General features: G+C 55.6%; 16 protein-coding genes and 5 tRNA genes. 6 read left to right on the top strand and 15 right to left on the bottom strand.

Features of this window, described 5'->3' with window-relative positions; all coding sequences use genetic code 11:
- Positions 1–14 precede the first annotated feature (14 nt).
- The 3 genes from ACU680_RS02975 to ACU680_RS02965 form a co-directional block, all read right to left on the bottom strand.
- On the bottom strand, positions 15–1256 hold the full coding sequence (locus ACU680_RS02975; protein ID WP_400764222.1) for a glutamine synthetase family protein: 1242 nt from the start codon (positions 1254–1256) through the stop codon (positions 15–17).
- A gap of 305 nt (positions 1257–1561) precedes the next feature.
- Positions 1562–2254 carry a sensor histidine kinase gene (locus ACU680_RS02970; protein ID WP_448178610.1) on the bottom strand — a complete coding sequence of 231 codons (693 nt, stop codon included), beginning with the start codon at positions 2252–2254 and terminating at the stop codon, positions 1562–1564.
- Positions 2251–3855: a tetratricopeptide repeat-containing response regulator gene (locus tag ACU680_RS02965; protein WP_003227240.1), complete on the bottom strand. Its 1605-nt coding sequence runs from the start codon at positions 3853–3855 to the stop codon at positions 2251–2253. Before ACU680_RS02965 ends, ACU680_RS02970 begins: the two co-directional genes overlap by 4 nt.
- A gap of 209 nt (positions 3856–4064) precedes the next feature.
- On the opposite strand from ACU680_RS02965, the gene ACU680_RS02960 reads away from it, so the two are divergent.
- A complete protein-coding gene (locus ACU680_RS02960) occupies positions 4065–5405 on the top strand; it encodes a lysozyme inhibitor LprI family protein (RefSeq protein ID WP_448178609.1) in 1341 nt (446 codons plus the stop codon).
- Between the two features lie 264 nt (positions 5406–5669).
- Here the strand turns inward: ACU680_RS02960 and ACU680_RS02955 are convergent, their stop codons facing one another.
- The 3 genes from ACU680_RS02955 to ACU680_RS02945 are packed head-to-tail and all read right to left on the bottom strand — an operon-like array spanning position 5670 to position 9272.
- On the bottom strand, positions 5670–7856 hold the full coding sequence (locus ACU680_RS02955) for a topoisomerase DNA-binding C4 zinc finger domain-containing protein (protein WP_448178608.1): 2187 nt from the start codon (positions 7854–7856) through the stop codon (positions 5670–5672).
- Positions 7847–8650 carry a PP2C family serine/threonine-protein phosphatase gene (locus ACU680_RS02950; protein WP_448178607.1) on the bottom strand — a complete coding sequence of 268 codons (804 nt, stop codon included), beginning with the start codon at positions 8648–8650 and terminating at the stop codon, positions 7847–7849. Before ACU680_RS02950 ends, ACU680_RS02955 begins: the two co-directional genes overlap by 10 nt.
- Positions 8595–9272, bottom strand: coding sequence for a vWA domain-containing protein (locus tag ACU680_RS02945; RefSeq protein ID WP_448178606.1), 678 nt, complete (start codon positions 9270–9272; stop codon positions 8595–8597). The genes ACU680_RS02950 and ACU680_RS02945 overlap by 56 nt, the downstream gene beginning before the upstream one ends.
- 250 nt (positions 9273–9522) lie before the next feature.
- Here ACU680_RS02945 and ACU680_RS02940 point away from each other — a divergent pair, with 250 nt between their 5' ends.
- Positions 9523–10137 (top strand): recombinase family protein, encoded by a 615-nt coding sequence (locus tag ACU680_RS02940; protein WP_448178605.1) that lies wholly within the window; start codon positions 9523–9525, stop codon positions 10135–10137.
- Here the strand turns inward: ACU680_RS02940 and ACU680_RS02935 are convergent, their stop codons facing one another.
- Both ACU680_RS02935 and ACU680_RS02930 read right to left on the bottom strand, forming a co-directional pair.
- Positions 10138–11037: an FRG domain-containing protein gene (locus ACU680_RS02935; protein WP_448178604.1), complete on the bottom strand. Its 900-nt coding sequence runs from the start codon at positions 11035–11037 to the stop codon at positions 10138–10140. It lies immediately after the preceding gene.
- Between the two features lie 114 nt (positions 11038–11151).
- Positions 11152–11228: transfer RNA gene (locus tag ACU680_RS02930), tRNA-Arg, on the bottom strand.
- Positions 11229–11523: 295 nt separating this feature from the next.
- Between ACU680_RS02930 and ACU680_RS02925 the strand changes: the two genes are divergently transcribed.
- Positions 11524–11754: a hypothetical protein gene (locus ACU680_RS02925; RefSeq protein WP_003227247.1), complete on the top strand. Its 231-nt coding sequence runs from the start codon at positions 11524–11526 to the stop codon at positions 11752–11754.
- Positions 11755–11774: 20 nt separating this feature from the next.
- Positions 11775–11954, top strand: coding sequence for a PA3371 family protein (locus ACU680_RS02920; protein WP_095137127.1), 180 nt, complete (start codon positions 11775–11777; stop codon positions 11952–11954).
- Here ACU680_RS02920 and phnN read toward each other — a convergent pair.
- The gene (gene phnN / locus ACU680_RS02915) at positions 11929–12498 is read right to left on the bottom strand and encodes a phosphonate metabolism protein/1,5-bisphosphokinase (PRPP-forming) PhnN (RefSeq protein ID WP_448178603.1); all 570 of its coding nucleotides are present in this window, start codon (positions 12496–12498) and stop codon (positions 11929–11931) included. The genes ACU680_RS02920 and phnN overlap by 26 nt on opposite strands.
- Positions 12499–12886: 388 nt before the next feature.
- Between phnN and ACU680_RS02910 the strand changes: the two genes are divergently transcribed.
- Positions 12887–13213: an Arc family DNA-binding protein gene (locus ACU680_RS02910; RefSeq protein WP_003178899.1), complete on the top strand. Its 327-nt coding sequence runs from the start codon at positions 12887–12889 to the stop codon at positions 13211–13213.
- Between the two features lie 186 nt (positions 13214–13399).
- Here the strand turns inward: ACU680_RS02910 and mgtE are convergent, their stop codons facing one another.
- Positions 13400–14842 (bottom strand): magnesium transporter, encoded by a 1443-nt coding sequence (gene mgtE, locus ACU680_RS02905; RefSeq protein WP_007963078.1) that lies wholly within the window; start codon positions 14840–14842, stop codon positions 13400–13402.
- 321 nt (positions 14843–15163) lie between these two features.
- On the opposite strand from mgtE, the gene ACU680_RS02900 reads away from it, so the two are divergent.
- Positions 15164–15682, top strand: a complete 519-nt coding sequence (locus tag ACU680_RS02900; protein ID WP_367085426.1) for a cell envelope protein SmpA — start codon at positions 15164–15166, stop codon at positions 15680–15682.
- An 18-nt stretch (positions 15683–15700) separates the two neighbouring features.
- Here the strand turns inward: ACU680_RS02900 and ACU680_RS02895 are convergent.
- The 5 genes from ACU680_RS02895 to csrA form a co-directional block, all read right to left on the bottom strand.
- Positions 15701–15777 (bottom strand) — tRNA-Arg (locus tag ACU680_RS02895).
- Positions 15778–15849: 72 nt separating this feature from the next.
- Positions 15850–15926: transfer RNA gene (locus ACU680_RS02890), tRNA-Arg, on the bottom strand.
- A gap of 71 nt (positions 15927–15997) precedes the next feature.
- Positions 15998–16074: transfer RNA gene (locus ACU680_RS02885), tRNA-Arg, on the bottom strand.
- A 107-nt stretch (positions 16075–16181) separates the two neighbouring features.
- Positions 16182–16272 (bottom strand) — tRNA-Ser (locus ACU680_RS02880).
- Positions 16273–16334: 62 nt separating this feature from the next.
- Complete coding sequence (csrA, locus tag ACU680_RS02875; RefSeq protein WP_002554426.1) at positions 16335–16523, bottom strand: carbon storage regulator CsrA; 189 nt, start codon at positions 16521–16523, stop codon at positions 16335–16337.
- Between the last annotated feature and the right edge of the window lie 161 nt (positions 16524–16684).

The raw sequence follows: 16684 nt of genomic DNA, 5'->3' as shown, positions 1-16684 counted from the left end.
ACGACGACAGTTCGTCAGGCCTGGGCTGCTAGAACACGCCGTTCCCAGGGAGTGATTTCATCAAAGAAGCTGGTCAACTCCATGGTCTTCGAAGCGATGTAGCCTTCGATGAACTCCTGTCCGAACAGTTCCCTGGCCAATTGACTACGTTTCAGACGCTCGAGCGCGGCATGCAAGGTACACGGCAGCGAAAGATTGTCCGGCACTTCGAATTCGCCCTGAATCGCCGCGGTCGGTTCCAGCTCATGCTCGATCCCATGCAAGCCGGCGGCCAGACTCGCGGCAATCGCCAGATACGGGTTGGCATCGGCGCCGGGCAAGCGGTTTTCGACGCGCCGGGCCACTGGTGAACTGGCTGGAATCCGCAGCCCGGCGGCGCGGTTGTCGTGAGACCAGCAGGCATTGTTCGGCGACGCATACGGGTGACACAGACGCTGATAGGAGTTCACGTTCGGCGCGAACAGCGCAGTGAAATCAGCCATGCCCGCCTGCTGCCCGCCGATGAAATGGCGGAACATCGCCGTCGGCTCGCCGCTCTGGTCGCTGAACACATTGTTGCCGGTGGCGATCTCGACGAGACTCTGGTGAATGTGCATCGAACTGCCCGGCGTGTGCGCCAGCGGCTTGGCCATGCACACCACGCTCAGGCCATGCTTGAGCGCGACTTCCTTGAGCAGGTGTTTGAACAGGAAGGTCTGGTCGGCGAGCAACAGCGGATCACCGTGCAGCAGATTGATCTCGAACTGGCTGACGCCCATTTCATGCATAAAGGTATCGCGCGGCAGACCGAGGGCTGCCATGCATTTATAGACTTCGCTGAAGAATGGCCGCAGGCCATTGTTGGAACTGACGCTGAACGCTGACTGCCCATCCTCGCGACGCCCATCGAGGCCGACTGGCGGGCGGAACGGCTGAGTCGGATCAGTGTTCGGCGCGAAGACAAAGAACTCCAGCTCGGTCGCCACCACCGGCGCCAGACCGCGCGCGGCGTAACGGGCGATGACTTTCTTAAGTTGACCGCGGGTTGACAGATTGGAGCTTTCGCCGCTCAGTTCGTCGGCATCGCAGATGGCCAGGGCACGTGGCTCGTCGCTCCATGGCAGGGGATGGATCATGCTCGGCTCGGCGACCAGCGCGAGGTCGCCGTCATCACTGCCGTAAAACCGCGCCGGCGGATAACCGCCCATGATGCATTGCAGCAGCACTCCCCGCGCCATCTGCAAACGCCGCCCTTCGAGGAAACCCTCGGCGGTCATCACCTTGCCGCGCGGCACGCCGTTCAAATCCGGCGTGACACATTCAATCTCATCAATGCCGGTCAGTCGCTGCGCGAGTGAACGCTGGCCATCGGTTGTCATGACGCAATCCTTGTTATTGTGCGAGCCGCGAACGGCGACCGTACAAAATAGGCTCCGGCTGTTCGGAATATCAAGCAGCGTCAAACAAAAAACCCACCTTACATTCCCCCTGTAGGAGCTGCCGCAGGCTGCGATCTTTTGACTTTGTTTTTAAGATCAAAAGATCGCAGCCTGCGGCAGCTCCTACACGGGTATGTGTCGGGTCACGGCAGGTAGAGGCTGAAGATGCCGCCACCCAATGGCCCGCCATTGCGAATTTCGGTGTGCCCGACCACGCCATTGCGCTGGTGCAACGCAGCAATACGGTTGGCGAAATACAGACCCAGGCCGGTGCTGCCGCTGCCGTGATTGATGCCCTGTACGTAATCGGCCTGACGCTCGAGCATCTCGGCCGGGTAACCGTCGCCGTCATCGTTGATGCTCAACACCAGTTGCCCGGCCTCGTCGCTGACGGTAATCAGCAGCGACTCGCGGGCATGACGAATGGCGTTGTTGATGCAGTTGCCCAACACCGAGGCTACCAATTCGCGGTCGAAGAACCCCAGCGGGCTCAAGGGATCGACTTCATAGGTGGCAATGATCCCGCGACTGGCGAACACCTCTTGATGCGCCGCCAGTTGCGCCTCGATGAAATCATCCAGTTCGTGATACGCCGGTTGCAGCGGTAACTGGTTGACGCCGAGTTTGTACAACCCGAGCAACTGCACCAGCATGCCGTTGAGGTGGGCGAACTCGAAGTCGATCACGCCCTGCTCCGCCCCACTACGCTGCTCTTGAGGCAAACGCGCCAGCCACTGGCTGTGGGCCTGCATCAGCATCGCCAGCGAGTTCTTCATGTCGTGAACGGTGGAGGCGATCACCGTGGAGAAATCCAGCGCCTGCTCGTCTTGGTTCATTCGCCAAACGCCTTGCTTTTCAGCTTCTGATAACGCGCATAACGCGCGTCGGTGTCGGGCATCAGGCCGACCATTTTCAGGCAGGCCCGACATTCTTCCAGCTCCGCCGACGGCACACTGGTGTCGGTGCCGTGCAGCAGCGACTGGGCCATGTTCAGCGCGATACTGATGTTCTTCGGTTGCATCTTCAGCGCCTTGCGGAACACCTCGCGGGCCTCCACCAGGTTGCCGGTCTTGTACACGCGCACGCCCTGCCGGTTGAGGTCGGCAGCGGCGTTGCTCGAACTGAGGATAGTCGGGTCGTCGGTGAGCTTGGCGATGTCTTTCATCACCGCCGGATCGTCACCGTAGATCTCCGCACAGCTCTTGAGCATCGAAGTGCCCGCCTCGGCCTGACCGAGCATCTGCAATTGCTTGGCGACCAGCAGCGCCGCTTCAGGGCTCATGAACTGTTCCATGCCGTCGAGGCGCATCAGCGCTTGTTCGGTAAGCTTGTCGGCAGTCTCGGCATCGTTGAGCAGCAGACTGGTGGCCTTCATCAGCCGCGCACGAATCTGCAGGCCCGGGTCAGACGGGTTCTCTTTGGCGACGGCGCTGAGCGTGGTGTTGATCTCCAGCCGCGTGCGAGTATCGAGACCGCGCTCACTGCCCTTGCTGATCAACGCATGAGCCAGACCAAGGTTGCTTTCCGGATCCTTGAAGCGCGACTGCGCGCCTTGCGCCACAGCCTGCCGATAGGCGCGGGACGCGGTGTCGAAGTCTTCGTTGGCCATCGCCAGTTTGCCGAGCAGCGCCTGCCGGCGCACCGCCAGCGGCGATAAACGAATCGCCTCCTCCAGCACCCGCTGCGCGCCTTTGGTATCGCCCTCGGCGACCAGCACATCGGCCATGCCGTCGTACAGCGCCGGCATCATCGGAAATACTTTCAGCGCTTTTTCGTAAACACCTTTGGCCTGCGCCACTTGCCCCCGCTTGAACAGCAACTTGCCCAGCCCGGCAAACGCCCACGGCAACGGCCGGTCAGCGATGATGCTGTCATAGAGGCGTTCGAGCGCTTCGTTCTGGTTCATGTCGCGCAGCGCATCGGCGCGATAGCGCAGGCACAGCGGCGAATAACGGATGTCCTGCTTGCACAGCGCAATACAGGCATTGAGCACCTCGACCGGCTTACCGCGATCAAGCGCTTGCAAAATCGGTTTGAGCAACGTCTTGCGCTGCTCCAGACGCTCCAGGCGCTGCGCCAGGCCGGAGCGGTTGAACGGCTTGGTCAGGTACGCATCCGGCTCATGCTCCAAGGCACTGAGCACCATCGCCTGACTGGTTTCGGCCGTCACCATGACAAACACCGCTTCATGACTGATGAGCTTTTCCGACATCAGGTCTTCGAGCACTTGCTGGCCGTTCTTCTTGCCGTCGCCGAGGTGGAAATCCTGCAGAATGAAGTCATAAGACTTCTGCGCACACATCTTCAGCGCCTGCTCGCCGGTATCGGCGGTATCCACATCCTTGACCCCCAGTTCGCGCAGCATCGAGCGTACGGAACTGCGGAAATCCGAGAAATCATCGACGATCAGAAAACTCTTTTGGTGATACGACAGCATCGAGGATTTCCAGGCAATTGAAGTGAGGGCAATTTCAGGCGCGCAGATGATAGCTGCCGGCCAAATGCTATCAAGCGATTTCACGCGACTTTTAAGTCACCGAGTGAGTTATCGGCCACAAGTGACGTTCTCTGAAGCGGACACTTCAAGATTCCTTGTGCAGCGATTACCCTGCGGGCCTGTTCACAATTCCCTTCAAGGCTTACTCCGTGTACATCAAAGGACGCTACATCGTATCCGCCTGTGCTCTGCTATTCATTCAGCAATCACTCGCGGGTGGAATGGACTGCACAAAAGCCGCGACTGCCGTCGAAAATTTTGTCTGCGCGAATAAAGGTCTGTACGAACTGGATGCGCAAATGGGCGCGGTTTATCGCGCGCTGTTCAAAGTTTCCACTCCTGCGCAACCTGGACTCAAGCGCACGCAACGACTGTGGGTAAAAGCCCGCAATGAGTGCGCCGAAGACATTTCGTGTATCGATAAGCGCTACCGCGAACGCCTGCAAGTGTTGCAGGCCGAGTGGCAGGCAGCCGTCGCCAATCAACCGGATGATCTCGACAAACAGGCTCTGGATGATCTGCAAAAGAGCATTCAAGCGGCCAGTAAAAACAATCCCGAATTTGCCTTGGAACGCACGCTTGCCGCCCTCGCCGTGAAAACGCCTGCCGGCGGTTTTTCTGGTGATGCGAATAAAGACGACGCTTCGATCACACACTTTCCGACCGCGAAACCCAAAGGTGCGACAGGCGCTGAATGGAAAGCACTGACGGCTTCCCGGATTTCTGATGCCGCCGAAACCGGCCTGTCCTCTTACACTTTGCAGGATCTGGATGGTGACGGTCAGCGCGATTTGATCGTGAATACCTACGCCGGCGGCACCGGCCTGTTTACTTACGTCGAAACCTGGCGCCGCGACGGTGAGCGATTCGTCAAACGTTCGGTGGAGCCCGAAAGCTCGCTGTTCTATCTCAATGATCGCGGCGCCAATCAATCGGCGGACTGGATCAGCCTGCGCGGCAGAACCTATGCGGCTTATCGCAACAGCGAGTACGGCGCCGATCGGCTCTACTTGCTCAATCCGCTTAAAATCAATGTTCAGGTACCCACGGTGACCGTTCGTTATAGCTACGACTTGGATGTTCCTGCTCTTCAGCACAAGGACGACGGCAAAAGTACGTTCCAACTGGAACCTAATCTGCACCGTGTGCTGAATCAAGCGGTCGCCAAAGTGAATGAAACAGCTACCACGTCCAAAGAACCGCTGTGCCCTATTCCGCCAACTGGCGCTGGCGAAAATGATTACTACAGTTATGGCCCGGCGAGCTACACCATTGAAAAAGTCGCCGACCTATCGGTGTTTATTGGCAAGGACTGTTACATCGGCGCCTTGATCGACTGGTTCGGCAATTACAGCGAGAAGAATGGTTTGTTTGCGCAACTGGCATTGCGCAAGCCGGACAGGGATGGCGATGGATTGACTTATGAGGTGTATGGGCGCCGGCAGGTGATTGAGGTCGGCACTTCCATTGGCAGAGTCGAGCTGGACTAGGGCTTGGCATTTGCACGCACTTATAAACCAAGCAAAAAGCCCCCTCGCAATGGGAATTGCGAGGGGCTTTTTGGTGTGGAATGGATGGCGTCCCTGGGCAGGTGAACCTTCGCCATCTCGGTGTTTTTTTGCGAAACCAAGAGCTGTTCTCTTGGCGTAAAGCTAGGGGGGCAGCATATTTTTCCTGTTAGGCCGGGATACGATCCTTCTGAATTCCCCGATGCCTGACTTGCCGAGTTCTTATTCCTACTCCAGCATTACTCCTTAACTCCTTGTTCCTTTGCAAGAGGGATACTTTGAACAACCCCAGAATTGGCTACCCGCACGACTTCCCTTGCGAGCCGTTCGACGCACCATAGCTGCACCACATATGGGGCAGGAGTTCGATGCCCGCGAACTAGGAGTTCGAGCTGCAATCGGGTATGTCGGGGGTAGCGCAGACGAAGTTCGAGCAGGTAAAGCTGGGGCTCTTTTGGGAATCTCAATGGTGGCGATTTTAGGTGCAGGCAGATTAATACCCAAAGCCACGCAATCCACTTGTGCCTGTGCACGCTCTTCAAGTGCCTGCAAGAGAGATTGATCTGGCACAGACTTAGCAGATAAGCACCTAGGCGCCATAGATTGCAAAGCAGACAGCCCCGAGCGAAGCTTGTTTTGCAACTCAATTTGTCTAGCTGCGGATGCGGAACGTGCTGCGTTTTCGGCTTGGATATCAGATGGATCTGCCGAGGCGTTGTAGCGAAACTTAGCTTCGTGACTTTGACGCCATGCGAGCATTTTTCCAGTGAATGCCTCGCCAAACCCTGGCACCGCACGAACAGCAGAAGCCGTTACGTCAGCAGCCGTCTCAATACCAAATGAAGCCAACATAGCTGTCTTCGCAGGTCCTATACCTGGTATTGCTGCGCGTCTGATCAGGAAACGATCCAGGAAATCTATTCTCTGTCGTGACTCTCGCGTGGACTTCAACTTCGTCAGTACTTCCGCGAGATCCCCTTCAATTCGCCGATAGCGAGCAACGCAGTCTTCCAAGTCGGCACGGAGAACGAGGATCTCTTTCAGCCCAATGCGCTGCAAATGCGCCAGGGATAGCAAATGCACCCGATTATCAGCATCCGCATAAGCCTTGCGAAATGGCACCGGATCCACCTTAGCCTTTTTGAAGAATGCTACTAGGCCGTAAACACCAAGAGCTCCCCAGAAGAGGCCTAACCGAGGCAAGTTGACAAATCCGATGATTGCCGCCAACAACGCCAGAACACCGAAGATGGTTTTTTCTGGGCTACTACTCTTTGCCTGAGTAACTGCCGCACTCGGCAGCCCCCCATTTCCACTCCAAGTAGGCAGAGTTTCTTCCGGCTCAGGAATTCGCACCGCTTTGATAGCAGCCCAAACAGCCTCAAGATCGAAGGGGCCTGCCGTAGGAATATTCCCCACAACAAGGCCCAAGGGAAACATTTCGAAGCCAGATTGACTTGCTAGCCGGCACCAGAGACAGCTACCTGCAGAATTAGGAAAATAGTGCGTTGGCACATTCGTGCATTGACGTAGGTTAGTTTCGAGTCCTTGCAGCAAACCCACCCATACCCCCGGATCCGGGCGAGAGGTAGCAACAAGCCCGAAGGCTGACTCAAATGCTGCTGCAAGCGATGGCGGGAAATCTGTCAACAGCACCGAACCGGGCGGCGGAGAGGCTCGCGTTTCATTGCGTCGCGCAATTGAAAATGCAAAACGATTCTGCGCAATCGACTGGCCCAGACTAAGATCTGCACCACTAAAGCGTCCGGAATAGGGGTGTTTCCCCATGACTAGCAATTGAAAAATGGCAACTGCCAGTCCGAAGTTGTCATGAGCCTGAGTGCGTTTGACGCTACTAAAGCTAACACCATGGAGTTCAGGAGGTGTGAAGTCCTCCATACCAACAACACAGGGGTAGGACTGCCCTTTCAAACTAAACTGAAAGCTATCGGCATCAATCAGTGCGACGGTGGCGTCCTGCGCAACAAGAACTCCAGAATGGTTGAGATCACCAATAATGCAGCCAGCTTGGTGTACCGTCGCGACGGCACGCGCAACGTTTTGTGCCACTCGCACCAGAAACCGATAGTCTGTTTTTGGAAAATGGATTTTTCTCGACTTGGGGCTGTAAAGTTCATGGAGTGGCCTGTACCCCGCAACAAGTCGCATTGAAAAACCTGCGAAGTCGCCAGATGAGTCAGTAACCACTTCAGATGGAAAAGCTACAAGAGTGGTCGCGTCTGCCAGCCGCCCCTCGACCATAGCTCTAACCTTACTTTCGCGGGAGCGCCGAAGCTCAGCTTTGTAGATTTTTACGGCACGATCAGCGTGCCCCAATAGCGCATAGACATCTCCCTCGCCCCCTTTGCCGAGACGTTTATCGAGCTGCTCATTCTTACCGGCAATCCATACCGGTGGCGATTTCATCGACATGAAACGAGGATCAGTGTTTTGTCATCATCTGTACGCTCGCAGAGCGCAGGACTTTCTAAATATCGCGCCAGTGCTCCTGACAATTCAACCAAGCGCCCCTCTCCATCCATTTGATCGACCGGCTTCAGCATTGGATCAAAGAACCCAGCAAAAGGCTGTTGCGTTGCCTGCTCCAAAGCGACCGCCTCCAACCCATCCGAAAACAAAGCGAAGGCGTCATACTCAAAATCCTTATTGAAGGTATGCAACCGAACCTCAGGATCATCCGTAACGAAATAGGTTGTCGAAGCAAACTCACCATTCTCTGGCCAGCACAAAGCTTCCCATACTCCAGCCTTACGAGCGACAAGCGCGCTATCGCCAACCTGCAAAGCTAGGACACGTCCTTTGAAAACCACCAGCATCACCAATGTCGCTGCAAACTGCCGTCGAGTTAGTCCACGCCGCGCTGCGACCTCGGAGAGAAGATCCCTGACCAGATCTATCCAACACAGGATCACTTCATTATGTGGCAAGCAGTTATGTTGTTTGAACCATGAACGGAAGTTGGCTATTAGGCTGCGGCAAATTATGGACGCACCTTGCCCACCGTAACTCGCGCTTCCCGCCCCATCAGAGACTACAGCGCAAAACGTATGCGGGTTGATCCGAACCACACTGAAAGCATCCTGCTTTCGAGTACCCATACGTTGATGGGACGTGCCAACACACGAGGCAGCCGCCCAACGCCAACGAGGACTATCCAGCAATTGCCCAACCCTCTGGACCAGTAGGATTGGCAAGTGGTACTGCATCGCCTGGATTCGATTGCGATACAGCGCTCAAAGAACTGGAGAGCCAAGCAAAGAGCTCTCGAAACGCCAGTCCCTTGAGTTTCAGTGGTTGACGTGTACCCAACTTCGAGAGAGCGGACATATCCGCACCATCAACACCAACGGAGTAGAACATGAACTCCTTACGTTCTTCCCCTTCATGTACACGACGCCGTGCCTCTTGCCAATCATCAGTCGGCGCACCATCGGTGATCAGAAAAATCCAAGGGCGGTAATATTTAACGCCATTAGAGCGGTAACGATCTTTTCGCTCACGCAGAAGATCCAATGCACGCACAACGGCCTCCCCCATGGGCGTCACACCACTTGCTTCCAAGACCTCGGGAAAAAAACCATCGACTGTTGTGAACTCAGTGCGGACATTGACAGGACCAAAAGTCACGACTGCCAATTCCACACGCTTCGCGGCCATTGCATCGGCGTAGAGATCATCCTTGAACGACTGCAAAGCATCGTTCAGCATTTGAATGGGCGCACCGTTCATAGAGCCCGATGTGTCCAGCAGAAGCACGCAAGGGCACCGTTGCTCCGGATTTTCAGCAAACTCTACGTCTGCAAACGGCTGCTGTTCGAAATCGCTCATTTTGCCCCCTCTATCTATTTTCCGTGACGAGACTGTCGTGATAGCACGATACCAGTACGTATTAAAAAACGCACAAAAATGATTACAAGGACACCCTTACGCAGAGTGCCCACAATTATTTATTTGAAGTGTCATGTATGCCTGAGCTGATACGCGTAAATTCGTGTTTATTCGCGTATCCCGCTTGATAAGTGACACTCATAGTGCAACAGTATTAGTAGAACACCTTAACTGATACGGACGGCAAGTCATGTTTATCCGCGCATACCTCCGAGCATCGACCGAAGAGCAGGACGCCGGCCGCGCCCGGGCATCGCTCGAGCAATTCGCCACCGATCACAACAAAGTCATCGCAAGCGTATACCTGGAGAACGCCAGCGGCGCCTCGGCTGATCGGCCTGAGTTGTTGCGCCTGCTCAAAGACGCGCGCAAGGGTGATGTCCTGCTGGTGGAGTCGATAGATCGCCTCTCGCGCCTTCCTGTGGAGGACTGGCAGAAGCTCAAGGCTGCGATCGACTCCAAAGGACTGCGCATCGTCGCGCTCGACCTGCCGACGAGCCACCAAGGAATGCAGGACACCAAAGGCGACGAATTTACCGGGCGGATGCTGGGCGCAATCAACTCGATGCTGGTGGAAATGATGGCAGCGATCGCGCGCAAGGATTACGAGCAGCGGCGCGAGCGCCAGGCCCAAGGTATCGAGAAGGCAAAAGCTGCTGGCAAGTACCAAGGGCGGCCAGTCGATGAAACCTTGCACAAGCGGGTAAAGGAACTGCTCGGAGCGGGCCTTGGCATCCGGGCCACGGCCAGGCACGCGAACTGCTCAACGACAACGGTACTAAGAATTCGGGATTTGGTCTCTTAACTATCTGACTCGGATTTTATTGCCGTTCCACCTCATCACAGCCCCATCGATATTCATCCCATCGATTACCGCGCGGCCTGCACCATCCGCGGAAGGGTAAATGTGCGCAGCACTGAAACCCGCTTGAGAACAGAGCTTGAGCAGTTTCGATGATTCAAACACTGGAATCGTGATTTTTATGAGGGGGCTGTTGGGAAGATCGGACAAGTAGTTTTCAAACCCTTGAACGACGAACGTGCCATTGCGAAACCCTGAATGCGGATGAACAGTAAACAGCCCACCTTGTGCAGCGAGGTGCCGACTCACGGCTCCCGGTGACCTATGCAAAATCACCTCGGGATGGTGCGCTATAAGCTCAATATCCAAAGCCCAAATTGCCAAACAGTCGTTTTCTTCCCACTCGTTGAACCTGCTTAACGCCGAGCTAGCTGCAAAATACGCAGCCGTGTAAGCCTTGGTTGTCCAATCCAGCAATCTCGTCGGGACACCATGATGCTGCGCCATTGCCATCAGATCGAGAATGCGCTCATCCGGCCAAAGAGAAGGTTGCTTGAAGAATCGGTCGGCCCTCTGCGTGTTCATCACTTCGCGCCGAAACTCCTGAGAGTCATTCGGAATTGCAATTCCGATGTTGTCACAATGATGAGCAAAGCTGGTCAGATACTCCAGCTCGAGAAAAACCATAAAACTCGCGTCGACCATTTTTCCGTCAACGGTAATTGGAGGCTGGTTTCTCGGGCGAAGAATGGAAGGAATCAATGGCCAGCGGGAATCAGCTTGGCCTCGAAAGATGCAGTTGTATGGCCCGGGCCTTAATTCATTTGTCGGAGACAAAGCCAGCCAAAGCTCTTCCGCCGTTTGCAGTGGCATTTCCGTAAAAAGCGGATATTTTTTCGCCATTTCGCATCCGTGCCGACGAGAAGAGAAAAACGCACAGCGAGGACAGCTGCACCCGCCATGCACCCATGAGTTTCAAACGTGCGGTGACGAAATTATCGGAAGCCTTGAAATATATGGTGTCCCAGGGCAGGTTCGAACTGCCAACCTTCCCCTTAGGAGGGGGATGCTCTATCCAATTGAGCTACTGAGACACTGAGTTGTCGTGGCCGGACACGGCGCGACGGACGGCGTGCATGTTAACGGCCAGCCCCTGATTTGTCATGTCGTCCGTGGGCTTTTTAAGTGTAGGCAGGCGCCCTGCGATACTGCGGGAACATTTACCGTGCAATTTGCACTGCCGCGAAAAAGCCATCATTGCAGATTGCAACCCGAAGCTTGGGAAAAACCCTTGCAAATCCTTGTTTTTAAAGGACTTCACAGCGGTTAGACTGTTGGCACGCCGGGTGCTTTGTCTGTTCGTATAACAGCACAAACGGAGTCGGCCCCATGAACAGCACTCTCTTGCTTGCAAACGCAATCGCACTGGCGGTTTTGGTCGGCTTTCATTTTGTTCCCGAGAGTGCTGAACCGGTGGCTCAGCGTATGCCGCATTACTTGCAGGTGCAGAAAGCGCCGCAGTGGGCGGTGCTGAGTGACCAGAGCGACTTCGCGGCACAGGCGGTCAATGAGCCTGAGCAAGCACTGCCGACGCGCGACACCGAACGTCTGGTTTTTTGAAATATCTTCAGGAGTACAGCATGTCCAGATCAGCCGCAGGATTTCTGATCCTCGCCTTATTGAGTGGCGTTGTGCATTTTTCGCTGTTCGAGGAAACCTCAGTCACCCTGCCCCTGATTGGCTGCGGCGTGTTTGCGGTGTTGTTTGTGCTGGCCCTGGTGGCCGGGCGCAAGATCAAGTTTGATCCGGTGCTGCGTTAAGCCGGATCAAGTCCAGCAGTTGCTTGACGGCATCCGTCAGGTCGCCGGAATTGTCGATCAGATGCACGGGCAAGTCAGTTGCCCTTCTGTCCTTGAACAGCGCATTGCGCGCCAGCCTCGCATCGATCTGCTCGGGCGTCTCCCGGCCACGTCTAAGCAGACGTTCACGCAAGACCTCATCCTTGACCGTCAGCAGTACCGGCAGCAGCGTTGGATAGCGCTCAAGCGCCTGACGCAGATTGGCGCGCGAGCCGTTCACCAGCACGGATTGCCCAGCGCGTAACCGTTCGTCCATTTCTGCGGGAATGCCATAAGCCAGCCCATTGGCCTGCCAGGCCAGCGAGAAATCCCCGGCTTGCTGGCGTCGCTCGAACTCTTCGGGCGTCACGCCAATGGCATCCTCACCCACCGATTCCGCTGATCGGGTAATCACCCTGCGAATGATTTCACAGTTCAACTCGCGCAAAGACTCACGCGCGGCCTCGATCAGGCTGTCCTTGCCTGAACCGGAGGGTCCCATCAGATAAATAAGCCTGCCATCCATCCTGAAAACGCCCTCCAACGGGTGTTTGCCCTAGTAAATCGGCAGATTGCCACTATCCTGTACAGGTAAGGAACAAGGATTGAAATCCGCATAGCATGCACGTTCTGACGTCATCGGACATCAACAGATGTGCACCCGGAAGCGGTCAGTGATGCGGGCCAGGGCAAAGATTTCAAACCAGTCCGCATTTCTGATAATTGGTGCTGGCATTACGCCTTTACCCAGCTCAATATTTGTCACAGAATTGACGCCAATGATCTGGCAATTTTGAGGCATGATGCGCGCCTCTTAACAATTCAGGTTGAACCATTTGGCGCGGATGCTTGTCCTACCACACATCCTGCGGCCAATCCCGAGAACCGCTCCCCTGAACTAACCGGTTAAATATATGCGCCCATTGAAACAGGCAATTTATTCCAGCCGTACGGCTGACAAGTTCGTCGTACGTCTGCCAGACGGGATGCGTGAACGCATTGCCGAGGTGGCTCGCAATCATCATCGCAGCATGAACTCCGAAATCATTGCGCGCCTTGAGCAGAGTCTTATTCAGGAAGGCGCACTGGGCGAAGAGCTGAGCATGCGCCTGGACAGCCCGGAGCTGTCGCTGCACGAGCGCGAGCTTCTGCAACGCTTCCGTCAGCTATCTCACCGTCAACAGAACGCTCTGGTGTCGCTGATCGCTCACGACGCCGAGATGGCCGCAGACGCGTCCTGATCTACATCGAACATCTCAAGCCAGCTTAAGTGCTGGCTTTTTTTGCCCGGATTTTAATCACGACAATCCGAGACAGACTTTGTAGTGAGGGGATTTATCCCCTCACCACAGATCAATACACCGGCACAGATAAATACACAGGCACAAAAAAGCCCGCCAATTGGCGGGCTTTTGCATGGCAATGAATCAGAGCAGGAAGATCGTCGCCAACCCCAGAAAGATGAAGAAGCCACCGCTGTCGGTCATGGCCGTGATCATCACACTGGCGCCCATCGCCGGGTCGCGGCCCATCTTGGCCAGCGTCATCGGGATCAACACTCCCATCAGCGCCGCGAGCAGCAGGTTGAGAGTCATCGCCGCCGTCATCACCACACCCAGCGACCAACTGCCGTAAAGCAGGTAGGCGACCACGCCGATCACCCCGCCCCAGACCAGACCGTTGATCAACGCCACCGCCAGCTCTTTGCGCATCAAACGCGAGGTGTTGCCGGTGCTGACCTGGTCGAGCGCCATGGCACGCACGATCATGGTGATCGTCTGGTTACCGGAGTTACCGCCGATACCCGCCACGATCGGCATCAGCGCTGCCAGCGCCACCAGTTTTTCAATCGAGCCTTCGAACAGACCGATCACCCGCGACGCGACAAAGGCCGTGATCAGGTTGATCGCCAGCCACGCCCAACGGTTGCGCAGGGATTTCCAGACCGAGGCGAAGATGTCTTCCTCTTCGCGCAGACCCGCCATGTTGAGGACTTCGCTTTCGCTCTCCTCACGAATCAGGTCGACCATTTCGTCGATGGTCAGACGGCCGATCAGCTTGCCGTTCTTGTCGACCACCGGGGCCGAGATCAAGTCGTAACGCTCGAACGCCTGAGCAGCGTCATAGGCGTCTTCGTCCGGGTGAAAACTCACCGGATCACTGGCCATGACTTCAGCAACCTGTTTCTCCGGGTCGTTGACCAGCAGACGCTTGATCGGCAGCACGCCCTTGAGCACACCGTCGTAATCGACCACGAACAGTTTATCGGTGTGGCCCGGCAGCTCTTTGAGACGACGCAGGTAACGCAGAACCACTTCGAGGCTGACATCCTCACGGATGGTCACCATCTCGAAGTCCATCAACGCACCGACCTGCTCCTCGTCATAGGACAGGGCCGAACGCACGCGCTCGCGTTGCTGCTGGTCGAGCGTCTCCATCAGCTCATGGACGACGTCTCGCGGCAGCTCGGAGGCCAGGTCAGCAAGTTCGTCGGCGTCCATGTCCTTGGCCGCAGCCAGGAGCTCGTGATCGTCCATGTCGGCGATCAGCGTTTCACGAACGGAATCGGATACTTCGAGAAGAATGTCGCCGTCGCGATCAGCCTTGACCAGTTGCCAGAGCGTCAGACGGTCGTCCAGCGGCAAGGCTTCAAGGATGTAGGCAACGTCGGCGGAGTGCAGATCATCGAGTTTGCGTTGCAGCTCGACGAGATTCTGCCGGTGAACCAGGTTTTCGACCCGGTCGTGATGCGCGCCTTCCTGGCGATGAGTCAGGTCTTCGACAACCTTCTGGCGCTGCAGCAGCTCAACGACCTGAGCCAGGCGATCCTGCAGGCTTTCCTGGGTTTTCTTTACTTCGATTTCGGACATAGGCGAACTCCACTCCCAGCAGCGGGGCACGCCGGAAGGATCAATCAGTCAATTCATGATTGGTGAAACGGGCTACTGAGTAACTACTGGGTAAGTCCATGGAGGTTTTCCATAAGCCCCGGCGGGGCTGACGGGCGCAATGATACACCGCCTGACGGTTTTAAACGTTAAAAAATCGCGGTTGAAACAAGCGCTTGCGCGACAAAGCTGAGCGCTGTCCTGACCCGTCCAGATGCGACGACTCATCTTGAAAAGAAAACACAACGGCACTGAAAAATGTAGCGACTACCCTTGAGCGTAGACCGTCATGGAGGACGTCGAATGCTATCCAGAACATCCCGTTTTGTAGTCGCCAGCCTGCTCTGCCTGCCGCCCGCCGGGGCCGCCACCAGCCTTCACCGTTGCGAAGCGCCCGACGGCGGCATCACCTTCACCAGCCTGAGCTGCGCGAGCGACGAGCAGCTTTCAGAGCAACAGGTTCATCCCTACTCGCCCGGATCCGTCATACCGATCATGCCGGAACACAACCACGAGGAAATATCCGGTATGACAATCAGGGGACGTGAACCGGGTATTGTTGGCCGCCTCGAGGACAAATGCGGCAACCTGATCGATGCCCGTCAGCGCCGCGCAGCGATCATCAACCGACGGGTGATTGCCGGCATGAGCCAACAGGATGTCGAAAGCGCGCTCGGCAAACCGGACAAGGTGAATATTCGGACGTCGACAACGAGCTATCGCTACGACCTGAAACGAGGCCGCAGTGCTCAAGTCGATTTTGACGAGCAGGGATGCGTGAAAGGAAAAGCCAAATCGCAGGCAACAAAAAGCCCGCGTTAAACGCGGGCTTCTTGAATATGGTGCACTCGACAGGATTCGAACCTGTGACCGCTCGGTTCGTAGCCGAGTACTCTATCCAGCTGAGCTACGAGTGCATTTTGTGTTTTTAGACCAGATCACAACTGGTTGAAGCCAAGTTGCCTGTATTGCTACAAACGACTCTTAAATGGTGCACTCGACAGGATTCGAACCTGTGACCGCTCGGTTCGTAGCCGAGTACTCTATCCAGCTGAGCTACGAGTGCATTTGTGTTTTTAGACCAGACCACAACTGGCTGAAGCCAAGTTCTTTATATCGCTATAAACAACTCTTAAATGGTGCACTCGACAGGATTCGAACCTGTGACCGCTCGGTTCGTAGCCGAGTACTCTATCCAGCTGAGCTACGAGTGCATTTGTTGCGCCGCATTATAGCCCGTCTAATCTCTATTCCAACCACTTTTTCTAATAAATTCAAGAACTTACAGAAAAAGCCAGATTACAACGTACTAAGCAAATAATGGCGGAGAACGGGGGATTCGAACCCCCGACACCCTTTTGAGGTGTACTCCCTTAGCAGGGGAGCGCCTTCGGCCACTCGGCCAGCTCTCCGCAACACGGGGCGTATATTAACCACCTTCTTCCCCGTTTGCAAACATAAAAATCGATAAAAATTAATGGCTTGGTTCTTCGTCCTTCTCTTTCTTTATACGCAGGTAAATTTCCTCACGGTGCACGGCAACCTCTTTCGGGGCGTTGACGCCGATGCGCACTTGATTTCCTTTGACGCCGAGCACGGTCACGGTGATTTCGCCATCACCGATAATCAGGCTTTCTGCGCACCGACGAGTCAGAATCAGCATACCTTTCTCCTCACGCATTTCATTTCAGGGACAACAGTCTGCAAAAAAAAGGCACCCGACCTACAACCGGAGCGATCGTAGCCCTACATGCCTGAGTATTGACCAGCGCGAGCAAAAGAACAGTTCAGGGCTCGCGCCATTCAAAAAATAAAGGGCGCGGT

The sequence above is a fragment of the Pseudomonas sp. LF020 genome (assembly GCF_053456425.1).
This window is presented reverse-complemented; position numbering and strand designations above follow the sequence as displayed.